The organism is Aquimarina algiphila, from assembly GCF_007489275.1.
Lineage (GTDB): Bacteria > Bacteroidota > Bacteroidia > Flavobacteriales > Flavobacteriaceae > Aquimarina > Aquimarina algiphila.
The window spans coordinates 112,659-131,605 of the sequence record NZ_VLNR01000007.1; the positions used below are offsets into that span (position 1 = coordinate 112,659).

At 33.0% G+C, this 18,947-nt stretch carries 13 protein-coding genes; 7 read left to right on the top strand and 6 right to left on the bottom strand.

Annotation, left to right across the window (positions count from 1 at the left end):
* Positions 1-3: 3 nt before the first annotated feature.
* Positions 4-3,063: a sensor histidine kinase gene (locus FOF46_RS05125; RefSeq protein ID WP_143915701.1), complete on the bottom strand. Its 3,060-nt coding sequence runs from the start codon at positions 3,061-3,063 to the stop codon at positions 4-6.
* Positions 3,064-3,231: 168 nt separating this feature from the next.
* Positions 3,232-3,804, bottom strand: coding sequence for a hypothetical protein (locus FOF46_RS05130; protein ID WP_143915702.1), 573 nt, complete (start codon positions 3,802-3,804; stop codon positions 3,232-3,234).
* Positions 3,805-4,256: 452 nt separating this feature from the next.
* Between FOF46_RS05130 and FOF46_RS05135 the strand changes: the two genes are divergently transcribed.
* The 3 genes from FOF46_RS05135 to FOF46_RS05145 all read left to right on the top strand — a co-directional run bounded on the left by FOF46_RS05135 (position 4,257) and on the right by FOF46_RS05145 (position 7,040).
* The gene (locus FOF46_RS05135) at positions 4,257-5,102 is read left to right on the top strand and encodes an N-acetylmuramidase domain-containing protein (protein ID WP_143915703.1); all 846 of its coding nucleotides are present in this window, start codon (positions 4,257-4,259) and stop codon (positions 5,100-5,102) included.
* A gap of 48 nt (positions 5,103-5,150) precedes the next feature.
* Positions 5,151-5,624, top strand: coding sequence for an RNA methyltransferase (locus FOF46_RS05140; RefSeq protein WP_143915704.1), 474 nt, complete (start codon positions 5,151-5,153; stop codon positions 5,622-5,624).
* Between the two features lie 63 nt (positions 5,625-5,687).
* Positions 5,688-7,040 (top strand): alanine/glycine:cation symporter family protein, encoded by a 1,353-nt coding sequence (locus FOF46_RS05145; protein WP_143915705.1) that lies wholly within the window; start codon positions 5,688-5,690, stop codon positions 7,038-7,040.
* 27 nt (positions 7,041-7,067) lie between these two features.
* Here the strand turns inward: FOF46_RS05145 and FOF46_RS05150 are convergent, their stop codons facing one another.
* Positions 7,068-9,086: an OmpA family protein gene (locus tag FOF46_RS05150; RefSeq protein ID WP_244299569.1), complete on the bottom strand. Its 2,019-nt coding sequence runs from the start codon at positions 9,084-9,086 to the stop codon at positions 7,068-7,070.
* Positions 9,087-9,309: 223 nt separating this feature from the next.
* Between FOF46_RS05150 and era the strand changes: the two genes are divergently transcribed.
* From era to der, 4 genes are all read left to right on the top strand, one after another.
* Positions 9,310-10,191 (top strand): GTPase Era, encoded by an 882-nt coding sequence (gene era / locus FOF46_RS05155; protein WP_109433890.1) that lies wholly within the window; start codon positions 9,310-9,312, stop codon positions 10,189-10,191.
* 414 nt (positions 10,192-10,605) lie between these two features.
* Positions 10,606-13,137 (top strand): collagen-binding domain-containing protein, encoded by a 2,532-nt coding sequence (locus FOF46_RS05160; protein ID WP_167571749.1) that lies wholly within the window; start codon positions 10,606-10,608, stop codon positions 13,135-13,137.
* A 168-nt stretch (positions 13,138-13,305) separates the two neighbouring features.
* Positions 13,306-14,850, top strand: a complete 1,545-nt coding sequence (locus FOF46_RS05165) for a choice-of-anchor I family protein (protein ID WP_143915707.1) — start codon at positions 13,306-13,308, stop codon at positions 14,848-14,850.
* A gap of 246 nt (positions 14,851-15,096) precedes the next feature.
* The gene (gene der / locus FOF46_RS05170; RefSeq protein WP_109433887.1) at positions 15,097-16,404 is read left to right on the top strand and encodes a ribosome biogenesis GTPase Der; all 1,308 of its coding nucleotides are present in this window, start codon (positions 15,097-15,099) and stop codon (positions 16,402-16,404) included.
* Between the two features lie 49 nt (positions 16,405-16,453).
* Here der and FOF46_RS05175 read toward each other — a convergent pair whose 3' ends face one another.
* From FOF46_RS05175 to FOF46_RS05185, 3 genes are read right to left on the bottom strand one after another with little or no spacing between them, the layout of a single operon-like run.
* Positions 16,454-16,783 carry a MerR family transcriptional regulator gene (locus tag FOF46_RS05175; protein WP_109433886.1) on the bottom strand — a complete coding sequence of 110 codons (330 nt, stop codon included), beginning with the start codon at positions 16,781-16,783 and terminating at the stop codon, positions 16,454-16,456.
* Between the two features lie 5 nt (positions 16,784-16,788).
* Positions 16,789-17,895 carry a CapA family protein gene (locus FOF46_RS05180; RefSeq protein WP_143915708.1) on the bottom strand — a complete coding sequence of 369 codons (1,107 nt, stop codon included), beginning with the start codon at positions 17,893-17,895 and terminating at the stop codon, positions 16,789-16,791.
* A 5-nt stretch (positions 17,896-17,900) separates the two neighbouring features.
* Positions 17,901-18,878: a M23 family metallopeptidase gene (locus FOF46_RS05185; protein ID WP_109433884.1), complete on the bottom strand. Its 978-nt coding sequence runs from the start codon at positions 18,876-18,878 to the stop codon at positions 17,901-17,903.
* Between the last annotated feature and the right edge of the window lie 69 nt (positions 18,879-18,947).

An 18,947-nucleotide genomic window follows, 5' to 3' on the forward strand; every position in this document is an offset into this window, starting at 1 on the left:
GTTTTAATAGTCGGTTTGTAATGGTATTTTAAATGCAATCTCGGTTCCTGCTACAGAATTTCCGTTTTGCATAATTTCTCTTATATTTAAAGAATCTTTTCCAGAAATTGACTCTAATCGCTCTCTGGTTACTGTTAGGGCCATTGATTGGTGATCTGTTTTGGTTTTTGCTTTTTGCGATTGAAAAATACCTTGCCCGTTATCTAATACAGTACAATGTAAAAACTCTTCAGTAGTATGAAACTGTACTTTTAATTCTCCATCTCTGCTTCCTTTTAATATCCCATGTCTAACCGCATTTTCCACAAAAGGCTGAATTAACATAGGCGGAATTAGAATTTCTTCTGGGTCTAAATCAGAATCAACTACGATATCATATGTAAATGGTTTACTAGCCATTAGCTGTTCTATTTCGACATAATGTTTGAGCGTTTGTATTTCCTGATCTAAAGTAATATAATCTTTTCTCGAATTATATAAAGTTTCTCTTAATAAAGTAGCAAATGTGTTAATGGTATTATTCATACGATTAGGATTACTGGTTCCCATTGCTTTTATACCATTAAGTGCATTAAAAATAAAATGTGGGTTCATTTGTAATCGTAATGCTTTTTGTTCTAAAGAAAGTAGGTGGTTCTTCATTTCTAAGCGATTACGCTCCTCTTTGTTTTTTTGTTTCACACGCCGAACGTATGATAATGCATAGCCTCCTATAAATAATATGATCATCGCCAAAACAGCTAATTGAAACCAGCCTTTTTCATAAATGGGGCTATCAATAAAAAATTGAAAAGCAATAGGTTCACTTTCTTCCCATCGATAATTTCTGGATTGTGCTGTAAAAGCATGTGAACCATAGGCTAATCCAGCAAGATTTTGCCTATGATCAGATGACCATGGACTCCATTCAGAATTATTTAATCTCCAACGATATTCGACGTCATTAGGATGATCCAGATCAATTGTTTTATAGCTAAAAGATAATTCTGTTTGATTTGGAGTGAGTTTTAGAATGTGGTTACTATTGGCCCAAACACTTAATCGTATAGAATCCACACTACGGTAAGCGACTTCTACTTCTTCAAAATATAAACTTGGCTTGATAGTGGCTTTAGTAGTTCCGGTAGGTTGGTATTTGGTTAACCCATAAATCGCTCCAAACCATAGGTTTCCTTGTTCATCTTTGGTAACAGCATTGAGACAGGTTTCTATACCTAAAAAACCATCATTTCGACCAAAATGAAAGATGTCTACAATATCATTTGATTGATTTAGTTCTATTCTGTCCACTCCACGTTCGCTTCCAGCCCACAGATTATCTTTATCATCAAATATAATTTGATAAATATTATCAGAATATGGCTTTTTTCTACCTTTTAATTTTTTAAATGCAATATCACCATCCAAATCAGACCACCAAATTCCTCTTCCGGCTGTTCCTATGTAAATCGTATTTTTATGAAAAAGAATTGAACTTATTGCGGTCGCTTGTTTTAAAACATTGCCTAAATGAGTAACCTTATTCTTCTTAATGTATCCTAAGTGTCCGTTTTGAGTTGCATACCAAATTTTACCGGTCGAATCTTGTTTCATATCTCTGATATGGAGATCATTTATGCCGTTCTTTCCTGAAAATTTTTTTAATGATAGGATACGTTTTTTCTCAGAATCATAGGTGAATCTAGATATTCCAGCAGAATACGATGCCACCCATATAGTATTATCAATGACTTCGATTGCTCTTATCCAATTTGATGGTAATCCTTTATCAGTATCAATAATATGATTTTTGATGACAGTTTTTACAATTGTATCTGTAGTTATAATTGGATCTTTATCTGCTTCTATATTTTGTATAGTATCTGTAAAAACACTATCAACCTGACTTATCTTTTTAAAAAGAATTCCTTTACCTTCTGTACCAGCCCAAATATTACCAGAAATATCACTGGTGATAGTTTTAATTTTTACTTCGGATAATTGTTCTTCCTGAGGAATATTATGAATTCCTAAGGAGTCGATTTGCACTAATCCTACCTCTGAATTAGATGCCCAAATACCATTTTTTGCATTATGAACGGCATATACTCGATTTCCTTTTAAGCCGGTATTTTTATCATAATGAACAAAGTTATTTTGAAAATATTTATAAAATCCACCACCAGATGTTGCTATCCAAATATTAGATTGACGATCTAAAATACTTTTTCTTGTATGGGATACAGCTAAACCATTTTTTCGGTTGATTTTCTTTTTTTCTCTGTATTTTTCAGAATCTATTATTGTAATTCCATCGTTGTCTGTAGAAAACCATAATTCACCATCATTATGCACAGAAATATTAGTTACCCGAACGGGTTTTTGAATCCAATGATTTCCATAGGTCTTTGCATTGGTATTGAGGACTAAAATCCCTTGATTAAAAGCTGCAGCAAAAACTTTATTATTATGAAAAATAGCTGCAGTAAAATCATAAGCACTATGTCGTTCTATAATACCGGCATTTTGCTTGATATCATTTAATTTCCAGAGTCCCTTATTGGTTGCAATCCAAAATAGCCTGCCATCAAATACAATATCATTAATGATACTGGTATTGATTTTGGTATTGAGGTTTATTTTGATTAACCCTAGACTTTTACGATACTCATAAATACCAATATTAGTGGCCAAGTAGATTTTATCTTCTATTAAGCATATTTTATTGATACGAGGCCCTTCAAGATTAGTAAATCTATTTTTTGTTTTAATGCTAAGCCCGTTTTTTGTACCAATAAATAGACTATCGTTTACAAAAGCCAAGGAGTGAATGTAGTTAGATTGTAATCCGTCATTTTCATTCCAGATCTTAAATTCATCGCCATTAAATCTACAAAGACCACCTCCCTGAGTTCCTAGCCAAAGATATCCAATCTCATCTTGTATAATATCGTAGACTTGTGATTGAGATAACCCATCTTCTAATGTATATGCTCTAAGTTGATTGTTTTGTGCAGATAACGAGCTGATAAAATTAAATATCAGAAAAGAGATAAGGTAGGTAAATAAACGGTTTGTGTTCACAAAAGATTGATCTGGTTAATAGCAAATATAATCAAACTGTTTTTTTGGTCTGGGGTGTAATTAATTTAAATGTAAAAAAACCGACACCACCTGTTAAGGTGGGTCGGTATAATAAACAAAAGTTTCCCCCTTTTTGTTTATCAGATTGAGATTACCGTTAGGATTTAATTAATACCCAGTAATAGCAGTTGTCTTTGAATCTTGAACAACACCATTATTCCAGGCAAAGCTTTGTTTTAGGTTTACGTATTTAATATCTTTTACTGTTTCTTTATAAAATGTTTGTGTTTCTAGGATATTACCTTTAATACCGTATTCTTGGTTAGGAAATATATATTGAAAATCTGTATCAGAATTTTCACAGTATACATTTCTAAGTTCAGGAAGCGCTACAATTGTATTATCTTCTTTAACCATATAATAATATGCTTCTACATGTGCACAACAGGCTAGGTATTCAATCTCCATCTTAATCACCTTAGAGATCCCTTCTAGTCCAGGGTTCTCTAAGGTGGTTATGAAGATATCCTCAAAAAGTTCTGTGTCCTCAATTGTAAGGGTAGATATTTTTTGTGAATCATCTTCTGAACGAACCAGATTAATAACATATGAGGGGTGTTCTTGATCCTGGTTCATAATTTCAGTAGTTACCAAAAAATTCTGGGTTTCTGCAAAACCTTGCTGAGCGTTAACAAATTGAAAACTTTGGAATAGAATAATGATTATGGCAACATTTTTCATAACAGCTTATTTTGAGGTTGGCTATTTGATGGTAAAAGTAGTTCCTTAAGTTGTTTTAAAAGATACGGTTTTAGTATTCGTAACGATCTAATTAGAATTCGTTTTGTGCAGAATAATTCTCAAGTTTTAAAAAATTAAAAAAACCAAACTTTGATAATATACTCATATGATGTATTTGAATTGTTTTATAATGATACTATACTTTAAAATCAGATTTTTAGCATCTTTTTTGTTACATTATATGTACTTATAACTTGAGGTTGATTAGGCAATTTTTTGTATCTTCAATAATGCTTGGTGCTATCTTTTTAATTGAGTTTAAGATGTTGTTTCGGTTAATTTGTGGTGATTTTTTATTAGGTAATAACAATAATTGTTTTGTTTTTTGGGAAATGAAAAAATAAATAAATAGAGATTTATTGAGTTAGAGTATTAAGAGAAAAACATAAAAAATGAAAACAATACAGTATCGCTCACGTGGGCAGGATGTTCATTATTTAGAAGAGGTTTTAACAAAACTAGGATACAAAGTATTTGTATCCAACTTTTTTGGAAAAGATACCGATTTGGCAGTGAAGGACTTCCAGAGTAAGCATAATCTTGTTGTCGACGGTATTGTAGGACTCAAAACATGGTCAAAACTTATAGAAGTAAAAAAAGATTTAACTGCGTTTAATGATAAATTTTTATCAGAACAGGATGCAAAAGATTTTGCAAAACAATTTGGCTTAGAACTTGCAATGGTAAAAGCAGTTAATGAAATAGAAAGTAATGGAAAAGGGTTTTTGGTCTGCGGTAGACCAAGAATTTTATTCGAAGGTCATATATTTTGGAGGCAGCTAGACAAGAGAGGAGTAAATCCATCTCAATATGTTTCAGAAAGAACCAAGGATGTATTGTATAAAAAATGGACTAAAATTCATTATAGAGGAGGCCCTAGTGAATATGATCGCTTAGAAAAAGCAGCAGGAATATCTGATCTATCAGCTTTTCATGAAGCTGCGTATAGTGCTGCTTCATGGGGGGCATTTCAGATCATGGGATTTCATTATTCATCCTTAGGGTATTCGTCTATGGATCAATTTGTTTCAACTATGTATGAGCATGAAAGAGAACATCTTAAAGCATTTGGTAAATTTATAGAAATTACTCCTTTTAAGGGTAAAAAACTCATAGATTGGATTAAAGAAAAGAATTGGGCAAGGTTTGCAGAAGGGTATAATGGCCCTGGTTATAAAAAGAATAAGTACGATGTAAAATTAAAGAATGCTTATCTAAAATATAGGAGTAATGAGTAGCACTTATAAAAATAAAAATAATATTAAGGTTTTTATATTTTTGCTCTTATGATCGATAATCTTGATAACGAATTTTTTGGGATTGGAATTCAAAACGGAAAAACACCAGAGAACCTTGGAGTACTTTGGCGTTCTGCACAAAATATGGGTGCAAGTTTTATTTTTACCATTGGTAACCGATATGCAAAACAAGCCAGCGATACCCACAATGCGGTAAAGTCAATGCCTTACTTTCACTATAATACCTTTGACGACTTCTATCATCATTTACCTAAAGGAGCTATGTTGATTGGAGTAGAACTTACTGATAAAGCAGAACCATTAGAGACATTTAAGCACCCAAAACGATGCGTATATTTATTAGGTGCAGAAGATCATGGATTATCAAAAAAAGCTATTGAAAAATCCAGATTTATTGTCAAATTTAGATCAGAGTTAAGCCTCAATGTTGCTGTAGCAGGAAGCATAGTTATGTATGATAGAGGAATTAATAAACCAAGATTTATTAGAGCCTCAGAATGAATTTTGACAGAAGTATAATTCTTTATATACTAAATACAATTATTGTTACTACCTTTAATACTTATGTTTAAAACACTAGAAGGTTTTGTTTCAGATTTTAGTTCCTGGGTTTGGGATTGGCCCTTATTAATTCTTCTTATAGGAGGCGGAGTTTTTTTTTTAATCTACTCTCGATTTACTCCTTTTTTCTATTTTAAACATGCAATTCAGGTACTAAGTGGTAAATATGATGATGAAAAAGCCCCAGGTCAATTAAATCATTTTCAGGCATTATCTTCTGCTATTGCTGCAACTGTGGGTATGGGGAATATTAGTGGAGTAGCTATAGCAATAGTTGCTGGTGGTCCGGGAGCTGTTTTTTGGATGTGGATTAGTGCTTTGATTGGCATGGCTACCAAATTTTATACCTGTTCACTAGCCGTAATGTATAGATCAGAAGATGATGATGGTAATTTGCTTAGTGGTCCTATGTATGTAATTACTAAAGGACTGGGTCAACAATGGAAACCCCTTGCAATAGTATTCGCATTAGCAGGGTTAGTAGGAACATTGCCAGCATTTACAGCAAATCAACTAACACAAACATTGGTGGATGTGCTGGATTGGAATGATAGTGATAAATGGTATATAGGGTTTTCGTTAGCAGGGGTTGCATCTATTGTTATTCTTGGTGGAATTAAGAGAATTGGTAATGTTGCTAGTAAGTTAGTTCCTTTTATGGTGGTATTATATTTTATAACCGTGATTGCGATTTTGATCATTCAGATGGAGAAAGTACCAACAATGTTTACCTTAATTTTTTCTGATGCCTTTTCAGGGAAAGCCGTTGCAGGAGGTGCTTTGGGGTATTTGATTAAAACAGGAGTTAAAAGAGCAGCATTTTCTAACGAAGCAGGAATAGGAACTGCGCCAATGATGCACGGTACTGCAAAAACTAATGAACCTATTAGAGAAGGTTTGGTAGCAATGATTGGTCCGGCAATAGATACATTATTGGTGTGTACACTAACCGCTCTGGCCATACTTTCTACCGGAGTATGGCAAAGTACAAACGATAATGGTATCTCATTAACATTAGAAGCTTTTAATACCGTATTACCTTACGGTCTGGGTGATATTGTAGTAATTATTATGGTCTCAGTGTTTGCATTATCTACACTATTCTCTTATTCCTATTATGGAACAACATGCCTAGGGTTTTTAACCAAACCCAAATATGGGAAATACTATAATTACATATACATTCTATCTATTATAATTGCGGCCGTAGTAAAAATAGAATTTGCAATTAATCTTATCGATAGTGCTTTTGCAATCATGGCTATCCCTACTGTTATTTCTGCACTTTTATTGGCTCCAAGAGTAAATAAAAGGGCTAAAATATATTTCCAAAAACTAGAAAATAAATCAATATAAAATTTAACAAACGAAAATACTAAGATTCTATTTACGGACTATAAATTCGCTTCTCCTATTCTTTTGATGTTCTTCCTCAGTACAAGGTACATTATTAGTACAGTCATTTATTAATTTTCTTTCTCCATAGGCTTTTCCTCGAATACGTCGCCAGTAAATCCCACCATTTTCTATAATGTATTTCACAGTGGTTCTCATTCTTTTTACACTTAGTTTTTTATTGTACCAATAACTTGATCTACTATCCGTATGTGATCTAACCTCAATCTTTAGTTCTGGATACTTATTCATTGCAGAAATAATTTTTTGTAATTCTACCTCGGCTTCTGGTTGAATTGAAGAATCATCAAGACTAAAATATATAGGTTGAAGTTGTAAAACCTTGGATAAATCATCTCCAATATTGATTCCTACAGAAGTGAGTAATATTTCTGTAGCTTTTATAGGATCAAGTGGTATTGAAATATCATGGCTCAATTCGAAAACATCAGTAGTTTTTAGCACTACGTCTTGCGATATAAACCCATCTAATGATGCAGATACAATATATTCTGTATTACAAGGCACGTTAACGGCGTATTCACCTTGATCGTCTGATGTAGTTTGAACAATTATATTCCCACTGATATCGGTTATGGTAATATTCACATTAGGTAAATTCTCATTCGTATAACTGTTGGTAATATTTCCTTTAATGTATTGTTTACATGAAGTAATTAATTCTTCTGTTTGTTTAAAACTATAAATGTCATCATTCCCTTTGCCCCCTTTTCGATTACTGGCAAAATAACCAATTCGTATATCTTCATTAAGTACAAAACTGAAATCATCTTTTGGACTATTCACAGGTTTTCCCACATTATAAGCAGTATTGTAAATTGATTCCTCTGGTACAGATACAAAAATATCCAACCCTCCTAAACCGACATGTCCATCACTAGAGAAGTATAGTCTTCCACTATTACTTACATACGGGAAAGTTTCTCTACCTTCGGTATTAATACCTTCTCCAAGATTCTCTGGAGTACCAAATCTTCCGTTATCGAGTACATCAACCACAAATAGATCAGATTTACCTAACGAACCGGGCATATCACTGGCAAAATACAGTTTACTTCCATCTGCATTAAGTGAAGGATGCGATACAGAATATTCATCACTACAAAAAGGTAATTCTTCTATATTTACCCATTTCCCATCTTGTAAAGAAGCTTTGTATAGTTTTAATAAAACGACTCCTTTTTTATTAGTTCCTATTTTATTGTTGGTATAATTGTTACGCGTAAAATAAACTGTTTTTCCATCTTTGCTAAAACTAGTTGAGGATTCATGAAATTTGGTATTAATCTTACCAGGAAGTTTTTTTATGCCTTCTAGACTAATTTGATCTTCTTTTATTGTCGAGGAGAATAAATCCAAAAAAGGCATTTCGTTCCACCCGTGCAGCTTTGAACTATTTGTTTTTTTACTTCTGGATGAAGCAAAAACTATTTGATTTTGATTATTAAAACTTGGGGCATATTCAGAATTTTCAGAATTTATACTCAGAGGGTAAATATTGTATTTTCCCGATTGCATTTCAATAAAATTCAAATAATCTCTCTTGTTGATAAAGGAACGGGCACGTTTATCGTTTCCTGTTAGTGTATTGAATTCATCCATGACCTTGTCAGCTTCGCTATAAAGCTCGATACTTTTTAAACTTTGAGCATATCTAAATAGATATTCTGCATCTAGATCTTTGGGGTATTCTTTAAATAATTTTTTATACCATATAACAGAACCTTCAAGATCACCTGTAAAATAATATGAATCGGCTAATTTACTATAAAGATTTTGTGAAGAGTATCCACGCTCTGCTACATCCAGGTAAATCGCACGTGCATCGATATACTTAAAAGCTTTGAAATTTTGATTTGCTTTAGCAAGAAGTTTATTTTGGTCTTGAGCGTTAAGATTAAAGGATAATGAAAGTATAATAATACATGATTGTATTATGACTCTTTTTTTTAAAATCTGTAAAGAAATTAATTGTTGTACTTCCAAATTGTCCCGATTTTTAATAATAAAAAAATGTTTTCACGGGGTTTTTGAAAACGTAATAGAACTAAATTTAGGAAAAAAACAATTAAAAAGTTAATTCCTTGATGATACTTACTAACGATTTTTTGTAAATAGATGTTAACAAAATAGAGATGAACTCAATTATCTTTTGATCAATTACTTTCTTGTTGAATATTCATCTACCTTTGCATTAAAATTGATTATTATGACTCATAAAGCAGGTTTTGTAAATATTATTGGTAACCCTAATGTGGGGAAGTCTACATTAATGAATGCTTTTATTGGTGAAAAATTATCCATTATTACTTCCAAAGCACAGACTACAAGGCATAGGATTTTGGGTATTGTTAACGGAGATGATTTTCAGGTAATTTTATCTGACACTCCCGGGATAATAAAACCAGCATATGAGTTGCAAGAATCAATGATGGGGTTTGTTAAATCTGCTTTTGAAGATGCCGATGTACTTATTTATATGGTCGAAATAGGTGAAAAAGAACTGAAAGACGAAGCTTTTTTTAATAAAATTAAAAATGCTAAAATTCCGGTGATCTTATTATTAAATAAAATTGATCAATCCAATCAGGAACAATTAGAAGAGCAAGTTCAATTCTGGGCAGAAAAAGTACCGAATGCAGAGTTATATCCAATATCAGCATTAGAAAATTTTAATGTTAGGGAGGTGTTTGATCGTATTGTTGAGCTATTGCCAGTATCTCCGGCATTTTATCCAAAAGATCAACTCACCGATAAACCTGAACGATTTTTTGTAAATGAAGCTATTCGAGAGAAAATCTTACTTTACTATAAAAAAGAAATTCCTTATGCTGTAGAAATTGAGACAGAAGAGTTTTTTGAAGAAGAAAGTATTATTAGAATCCGATCTGTAATTATGGTAGAACGTGATTCTCAAAAAGGAATTATAATTGGTCATAAAGGATCAGCTTTGAAAAAAGTAGGGACAGAAGCACGTAAAGAACTCGAGAAATTTTTTGGCAAAAAAATACATATAGAACTATATGTGAAAATTAATAAAAACTGGCGTAGTAACGAGCGACAATTAAAGCGTTTTGGATATAATCAATAATTCAGCGATTATATTGTATTATTGTTGTTTAATATGTAATTGGTTGTAAGATAGTGGTTTGTGGGAATTTTGAGGTTTTTGCAAACTATTTTTATGGTAACACCGTAGTTTGTGTGGTGAATTTTACCGTTTATCGGTTTTATCAATTTTTTCATTGATTTTAGATGGTTTATATTTAATTTCGTCTTCCAAATTTAATGTAAAAACGCCCCAAGCTATGAATACATTTTACTTCTTCACAAACAAACCTATAGTACAAATTAGTAAAGATTTATTCTGGTAATACTAGTAAATAGTTTTGATAAATCATTCTTATCAAAAACATATTTAATTGTGTTATTACCATAAAATTATACTTGGATAATGCGTTTTTTTGAATTTTATAAAAAAAAATCAATCTTAAAAACCGTCAAAATGCTCAACAGTTTTAGAAAAAAAGTAACCAAAATTACACTATTCTCTTTTGTGTTAGTTTACGTTTTTACATTCTCTTCGGGGTTTATAGAAGCAGACTATAAAAATAGTGTTGAAGAAAAGACCTCTACAGTTAATACTTGTGATAATCCACTTAATAATGCTTTAGAATATAATGCATTTGTGAGATATGAAACCCATCTTAAAAACGGAGATACGGAAGGCCCTATTGCAATGGGTGGAGATCTCACAATGAAAGGAATTATTACCGTTGCAGCTCATACAGCCGGAATTAATTATTTTAATGGAGATAGTGAAGCTTCTTCTTTGGTGGTTGCAGGAAAGATCATGTATAATTCGGGAGAAGGAATACACCTTAATAAAGGATTTGTCAAAATAGGAGATAGTAATGGATCCTCAGTTTTTGATAGAGACCTTAATAATGCATCTGTAAATACAAGATTAACCTCTGGAGGTTATGAAGCAATTCCAAGAGTACAAGTGCAAAGAAAACAATTGGCAACTTCTGTTGGTCATAGTGATTTAATAGATTTTGAAACTGCGTTTGAAGGATTTGAATCTACATCCTTAGCATTTAGTCTTCTAGACGCTACCTTAGAAGTAGATCAAAACAATAAAATTAATCTTACTTCTGGTCAAGTAAATGTGCTAAATCTTACAGGAAACAAAATTCTTAATATGCCTTACCTAACATTTGAAAATGAGCCAGATGCAAGTACTCCGCTTATTATAAATGTAGACGCATCTGGTGATTTTGAATGGAATGTTTTTAATATCAATAGCATAGGGGATCAGCATGGTAGTTTTATTATCTGGAATTTCTTTAATGCATCATCTGTAACGCTTAAAGGCGGAGGTACCTTAGTAGGTTCTTTATTTGCTCCAAAAGCAGATGTAATTAAGGATTCTTCAGGAAATATAAATGGTCAAGTAATAGCAAAAAACTATTATCATAATCAGGGAGAATTACATCAGCATGCTTTTAAAGCCTGTATAGATACGCCTTCAACAGTTTGTGAGTTGTCCGTTAACGCTGGAGATGACACAGAAATTTGTCGTGGTCAAAGAGTAACACTTACTGCTTCAATTTCTGATGCATCCATATGTGATGATTGTGAATCATATAGCATTGAGAATACAGTTCGATGTGGAAAAGGAAATCTTTACGTACTTTGGTTAAAAGATGAAATAAATAATACAATAAAGAGATTTTCTAATGTTGATCTGGAGTGGAAAGAACTAGCTAATGGAACAGCTACTCTAACAGGTACTGTAGTGGATAATGATGATCCTTTGATTACATTAGAAGTTGATGTAACCTATTCTGGAAAAACGATAACAGCACCTGCTGGGAGCCCTAAAAATCACTTTTGTAATTCAGAAAGTACCAGTGGATGGATTTATTATACCGATGTTTCTGGTTCTGTTACTCAGACCGATGGTTCTTGGTCATTTGATATTTCCCGAAGAGGTCCGGCTTTTCAATTGGGTAATGGAGCAAATATAACTGAAGAAGAAGTTGGTAAATATGGAGGGTCTGGTTGGTTTGATACTACAGATAGTAATTTTAATGTAGGAGATTTTAATATTAATATTGGAGAATGTAGTTCTACGGGTAATAGTGATGTAAGTTATTTGTGGTCTACAGGAGCCACTACACCGTCAATTGTGGTTACTGGCCCTGGAACATACACCGTTACTGTTAAGGATTGTGAAGATTGTGAAGCTTCTGATACGGTAGAAGTTCGCACAGGTAATCCACCATCTGTAACTGCTGGAGAGGATCAGCAAATTTGTGCTGGGCAGGAAGTTACGCTCACTGCAGAAGTAGATAAAAATGGAGATTGCTCTACACCAGATGGAATTGCTTATTTGTGGTCTACAGGAGAAACTACAAAAAGTATTACCGTATCTCCAGAGGAAGATACAGAATATACAGTGACTGTAAATGATTGTAGTTCTTGTGGTGGTGCCACAGATAAAGTGTTAGTTTCTGTTTCTTCTGAGTTGTCAATAGATCTAGGAGAAGATTTAATAACATGTTTTGGGCTACCTGTAGTACTTACCTCTCCAATAGATGCAGATACATATCTTTGGTCAACAGGTGAGACGACAAAATCCATTACGGTGACAATATTAGAACCTTCTAGTTATACTCTTGAAGTGAGTAAAGATGGTTGCGTTGCTAAAGATGAAATAGGGATTTCTATTTTTCCATGTGAAGGAGGAGTTTTGCCAGGAAGTAAAACTGTAGAAGTGTATCCAACCGTTTTAGAACCTACAGGAAATGTATCATTAAATATGAAATCTAAAACTAATCAAGAGGTTAGAATTTCTATTCATAATCTCTCAGGAGCTGCTGTTGGACCTGTAATTGTTAGAAATATGCCTCAGGGAGATGAAACGATAGATGTAAGTCTTACTCAGTTCTCAAAACTTTCTTCAGGAATGTATATCATGAAGATCACTGGAGAAACAGGAACTACCACACAAAGATTGATTATACAGTGAATATTTTAAAATATACTATGTTTTAAAGCCTGCTATGAAATAGCGGGCTTTATGTTTTATATAGAACCCAAATAAGTCATTAATATTCTTAATTTATCCTTAGCATAACGTTAAGGATAAATTTGTTGTTAACATTTGAGGTTTTAATCACATAAAATAACATCAACAATGAAAATTTTTAACAAAACTGCTCTTTTTGCAGCGGTTGTATTAGGGGCATTTAGTTCATGTGACATAGATGATTACCAAGGAGGAGGTGGTAACGGTGGAAATAACAAATTAACGTTTAAAAAAATTGGAGGTTTCAGTAATGGAACAGGAGATGAGGGGTTCGCAGAGATTTCTGCTTTTGATGCCAATACAGGAAAACTATTTGTAGTGAATCCAAATGATGCAGAACTATCGGTTTGGGATATATCAAATCCTGGAACCCCAATTCAAGGAAGTGATATAGCATTAACAGGTATTCCAAATAGTGTTGCAGTTCATGATGGAATTGTAGCTGTAGCATTAGAAAATGCAACAAATAAACAAGCAAATGGAGTAATTGCAACATATGATTCAGATTCACAAGTATTACTTAATACCTATGAAGCAGGAGCATTACCAGATATGGTCACGTTTAGTCCTAACGGTAAGTATATTGTAGCTGCAAATGAAGGAGAACCAGATGATTTGTATGTTAATGACCCAGAAGGCTCAATTACTATAATAGAGGTAGAAAATGGTCAGGTTTTTAATATTGGTTTTACGGCTTTTAATGGTCAGGTGATCGGTAACCATTTTCGTGTATTTGGACCTGGTGCTACTTTAGCACAGGATATAGAACCAGAGTATGTGGCCATTTCTAATGATTCTAAAATGGCATATGTAACGTTACAAGAAAATAACGGAATAGCAATTGTTAATTTACAAACTAAAACAATTACAGATATTATTGGATTAGGTGTGAAGAATTATAACCTAGAAGATAATCAAATAGATGCTAGTGATAAAGATGACATTGTAGGGAATTTTCAAAATTGGCCAGTTTTTGGATTTTATCATCCTGACGCAATTACATTTGCAAAAATAAAAGGAGGAAGATATTTAATAACAGCAAATGAAGGAGATGCTAGAGACTATGACGGTTTTTCTGAAGAAGAAAGAGTAAAAGATCTTACTCTAGATCCTGTGGCTTTTCCAAATGCAGAAACATTACAGTTGGATGAGAATTTAGGAAGACTGAAAACCACTACAGCAAATGGGGATATAGATGGAGATGGTGATTTTGATGAAATTTATGGATATGGAGCAAGGTCATTTACAATATGGTCCACTTCTGGATCTGTTATCTATGATAGTGGAGACCAAATAGGAAAAACTATTTTTGACTTGGATGCAGGAGCATTTAATAATAACGAAGGAGGAGCTGCAGATAAAAGATCTGATGATAAAGGAGCTGAGCCAGAAGCAGTAGAAACATTAAAGGTAGGTAATAAAACATTGTTATTTGTAGGGTTAGAAAGAACAGGAGGATTAATGATTTATGATATTTCTAATCCATCTCATCCAGAGTTTTTAGAATGGATAAGAGATGATGTTGATATTTCTCCAGAAGGATTAACAGTTGTTAGAGCCGAAGATAGCCCTGTAGATAAGGATTTAGTCATTATTACTAATGAGGTTTCTAATACTGTAGCGATTTATGAAATAAGCCAGGAAGACGATTAAATAACATCCATAAAAACTTTGTTGTTTTACAGTAACCAACTTGACCGTATTACTTGGTATATTTGATATAAGTAATTATTTCACTGACTGACTATCAATTATGAAAAGTTCATAGGCCTAAAACATTGGCTTGTGGACTTTTTATTTTTTGGACGACTTTCTAATGATATTGAAATCAAATCAAAATATGTATAGTATTGCTTAAATAAAAAGTCTAATTTTGCAAAAATTTTAGAATAAATATCAATGAGTGGTATAGTAGCAATTGTAGGACGCCCAAATGTTGGCAAATCAACATTCTTTAATCGGTTGATTCAAAGGAGAGAAGCTATAGTAGATGCAGTTAGTGGAGTTACTCGAGATCGTCATTATGGAAAAAGTGATTGGAATGGAGTAGAATTTTCGTTGATAGATACTGGAGGATATGTTGTAGGTAGTGATGATGTTTTTGAGTCTGAAATTGATAAACAAGTAGAGTTGGCAATTGATGAAGCAGATGCTATTATATTTATGGTTGATGTAGAATCCGGAATAACCGGGATGGATGAAGATGTAGCTAATTTACTTCGTAGAGTGAATAAACCAGTTTTTTTAGCTGTAAATAAAGTGGATAATGGTCAAAGGGCAGCAAATGCAGTTGAATTTTATAATCTGGGGCTTGGAGAGTATTATACTATAGCTAGTATTAACGGGAGTGGTACAGGAGAACTTTTGGATGAATTGGTGAAAGCACTACCTGAAAAAGATGAAGATGAAGATGATGAATTGCCACGATTTGCAGTGGTGGGAAGACCTAATGCAGGAAAGTCTTCATTTATTAATGCTCTAATTGGAGAAGATAGGTATATTGTTACTGATATTGCAGGAACTACCCGAGATGCTATTGATACAAAGTATAACCGTTTTGGATTTGAGTTTAATCTTGTAGATACCGCAGGAATTCGACGTAAATCAAAAGTAAAGGAGGATCTTGAATTTTATTCTGTAATGAGATCAGTTCGAGCAATTGAACATAGTGATGTGTGTTTGATCGTTTTGGATGCTACAAGAGGGTTTGACGGGCAGGTACAGAATATTTTCTGGTTAGCAGAGCGTAACCGTAAAGGAGTAGTGATTCTAGTAAATAAATGGGATCTTATAGAGAATAAAGAAAGTAACACTCTTAAAGATTTTGAAAAATATATCCGCAAACAAATAGAACCTTTTACAGATGTTCCTGTTGTATTTATTTCTGCATTAACAAAACAACGATTGTTTAAGGCTATAGAAACTGCTGTAGAGGTATATAAAAATAGATCTAAGAAGATCAAGACAAGTGAATTAAATGATACTCTATTACCAATTATAGAACGTAATCCGCCTCCAGCGTACAAAGGTAAATATGTAAAAATAAAATATATTACACAATTACCTACTCCACAACCGCAATTTGCATTTTTCTGTAACTTACCTCAATATATAAGAGACCCTTACAAGCGTTTTATAGAAAATCAACTTCGTAAAGAATTTGATTTTAATGGAGTTCCAGTTTCAGTATATTTTAGGAAGAAATAAAGTGTTTAATTAGATTGAGGAAGGTAAGAGGATTTTAATTTTTGTTATTCTAAAGCTGTTCTTTTATTTTGAGCAATTGGCCTTTGATAGATTCTAATTTCCGGATAATGTCAAAACTATCTAAGGTTTCTTGTTTTTGTTCTTTAAGATGAATCTTAGCGCCTTCTAGTGTAAACCCTCGTTCCTTTACCAAATGATATATTAATTCGAGATTTTTAATATCTTCTGGAGTGAATTTTCTATTACCCTTAGCATTTTTTTTAGGTTTTATGATATCAAATTCTTTTTCCCAAAAACGAATTAACGAGGCATTTACATCAAATGCTTCTGCTACTTCTCCGATACCATAATACATTTTTTTTGGTAAGTCTACATACATAATAGTTATTCTTTTTGTTGTGTAAAACTTCCGTCATCTTCAAAAATCAGCTTACTTTCAGGAAAATCTTTTTCGGTAAGTTGTTTAATTTCCTTTAAAGCCCTCTTTTTGTCATCTAAAAAAGGATAAACCTCGTCTATCTGTTTAGCAGAATGCAACATTCCTTTTATAAAATCACCATCAGAATTAATTTCAATTTCTGCTATAGGTGCATACCCCTTAATTCCACTTAAATTAAATCTCGAATAGGTGCAAAAATTACCCAGACTGTATGCAATAAATTTATTTTTATACACTTCAAATGCTCTGGAAACATGTGGTCCATGCCCTAAAATAATATCAGCGCCTACATCAATCAGCGTATGAGCAAAACGATAAACATCTCCACGATCTTCTCCATAAAATCGCTCTGTCTTTCTAGGCACATGAGTGTGATCAGAACCCTCGGCACCGCCATGAAAAGAAACAATCACAATATCTACTTTCTCTTTGAGCTCAGTTACGATTTTTTTTGCATTGGTTAAGTTATGAATTTTTATGCAATCTTTATTGGGGGCGAATGCACAAAATCCATATTTAATTCCATTTTTTTCAAAAATAGTAGAAGGTTGAGCAAATACACCTGCATAGGCAATGTTATGTTTTTCGAGTGTTTTTGAAGTGTTTTTTATACCTATTTCTCCAAAATCCCCAATATGATTATTTGCAATGCTCATGACATCAAATCCTGTTTCTTCGAGATATTTTCCAAAGTACTCGGGAGATCTAAAGGAGTAACATTTTGATGGATCAGAACAGCGCTTTGCATTCTCTCCTTCATCCGTAAGTGTACCTTCCAGATTACCAAATAGAATATCAGCTTTAGTGAGAATTGAGTTTACATCATCAAAAGGTCCTTTTTCGTCAGGAGGTAGATAACTATTATTAGGGAAGTCGGTTCCCATCATAATATCACCAACGGCCATAATTTTAATAGTTTTGGATTTTGCAAGTTTCAATTGAGTGTTCTCAACTATAACAGACATCGAATCCAATACCTCTTTTGAATATTTTTGTGCTTGAATAGTAAAACAGAAGCCAAAAATTAAGACAAGAAGAAGTAATTTGCGCATAGAGGTTAGTCTAAGGTTTCGTTAATTAGATTAGAAGCTTTAAGCATTTCACTGAATTCTTCAGAAGTTAAACTTCCGTAGTAAAAATTACGAGGATTAATACGTTCACCATCTTTGAAAATCTCATAATGTAGATGTGGTGCTACAGATCTTCCTGTGCTTCCTACATATCCAATAACATCTCCACGTTTTACTGTTTGACCCTTTTTTACATTGTATTTACTTAGGTGGGCATATAGACTAACATAGTTAAAACCATGATCTATACGTATATGTCTTCCGTATCCAGTAGAATTAGCATCAGCACGCGTAACAACACCATTACCAGAGGCATAGATAGGAGTACCAGTATTAGCAGAAAAATCCATACCATAATGAAATTTTCTTGCTTTCGTAAAAGGGTCACTCCTCCATCCGTAACCAGAAGCCATACGTCTTAAATCAGAATTACGTATGGGTTGAATAGCTGGTATGGTAGCTAGTAATTCTTCTTTTTGTTCTGCCAAAGTTGCAATTTCATCTAGAGATTTAGATTGAACAACAATTTGTTTGGTTAATTTGTCAATTCGCTCACTACTCTTAATAATAATATCAGAATTATTAAATCCTTCTAGATTCTTATATCGATTTACTCCTCCAAATCCAGCATTCCTAAGTTCTTCTGGGATAGGATTAGCGCCGAAATAAAGGCGATAAATATTGTCATCACGTTCTGCGATTTCTTTTAATATAACTTCATCACGTTTCAATCGTTGATTCATTAAATCATATTGAAGTTGCATGTTCTCTAATTCTCTTTTGTATGCTTTTTCTTTAGGAGTTTCTAATTGAGGAATGTTAAGATAAATTAAGAGAAGGACAAAACCAGCTAAAAAAGAACCGATAACCCCTAATGCAGCAATACCAAATTTGCGACCTTTCTTTTGCTCTATTCTGCGATAAGAAAGAGTCTCACTATCATAGTAATATTTAACCTTTGACATAATCTAAAATATGCTATTTTTGCAGGATATCAACCAATATGTAGTTCTTAAAGAACCTAAACACAGCAA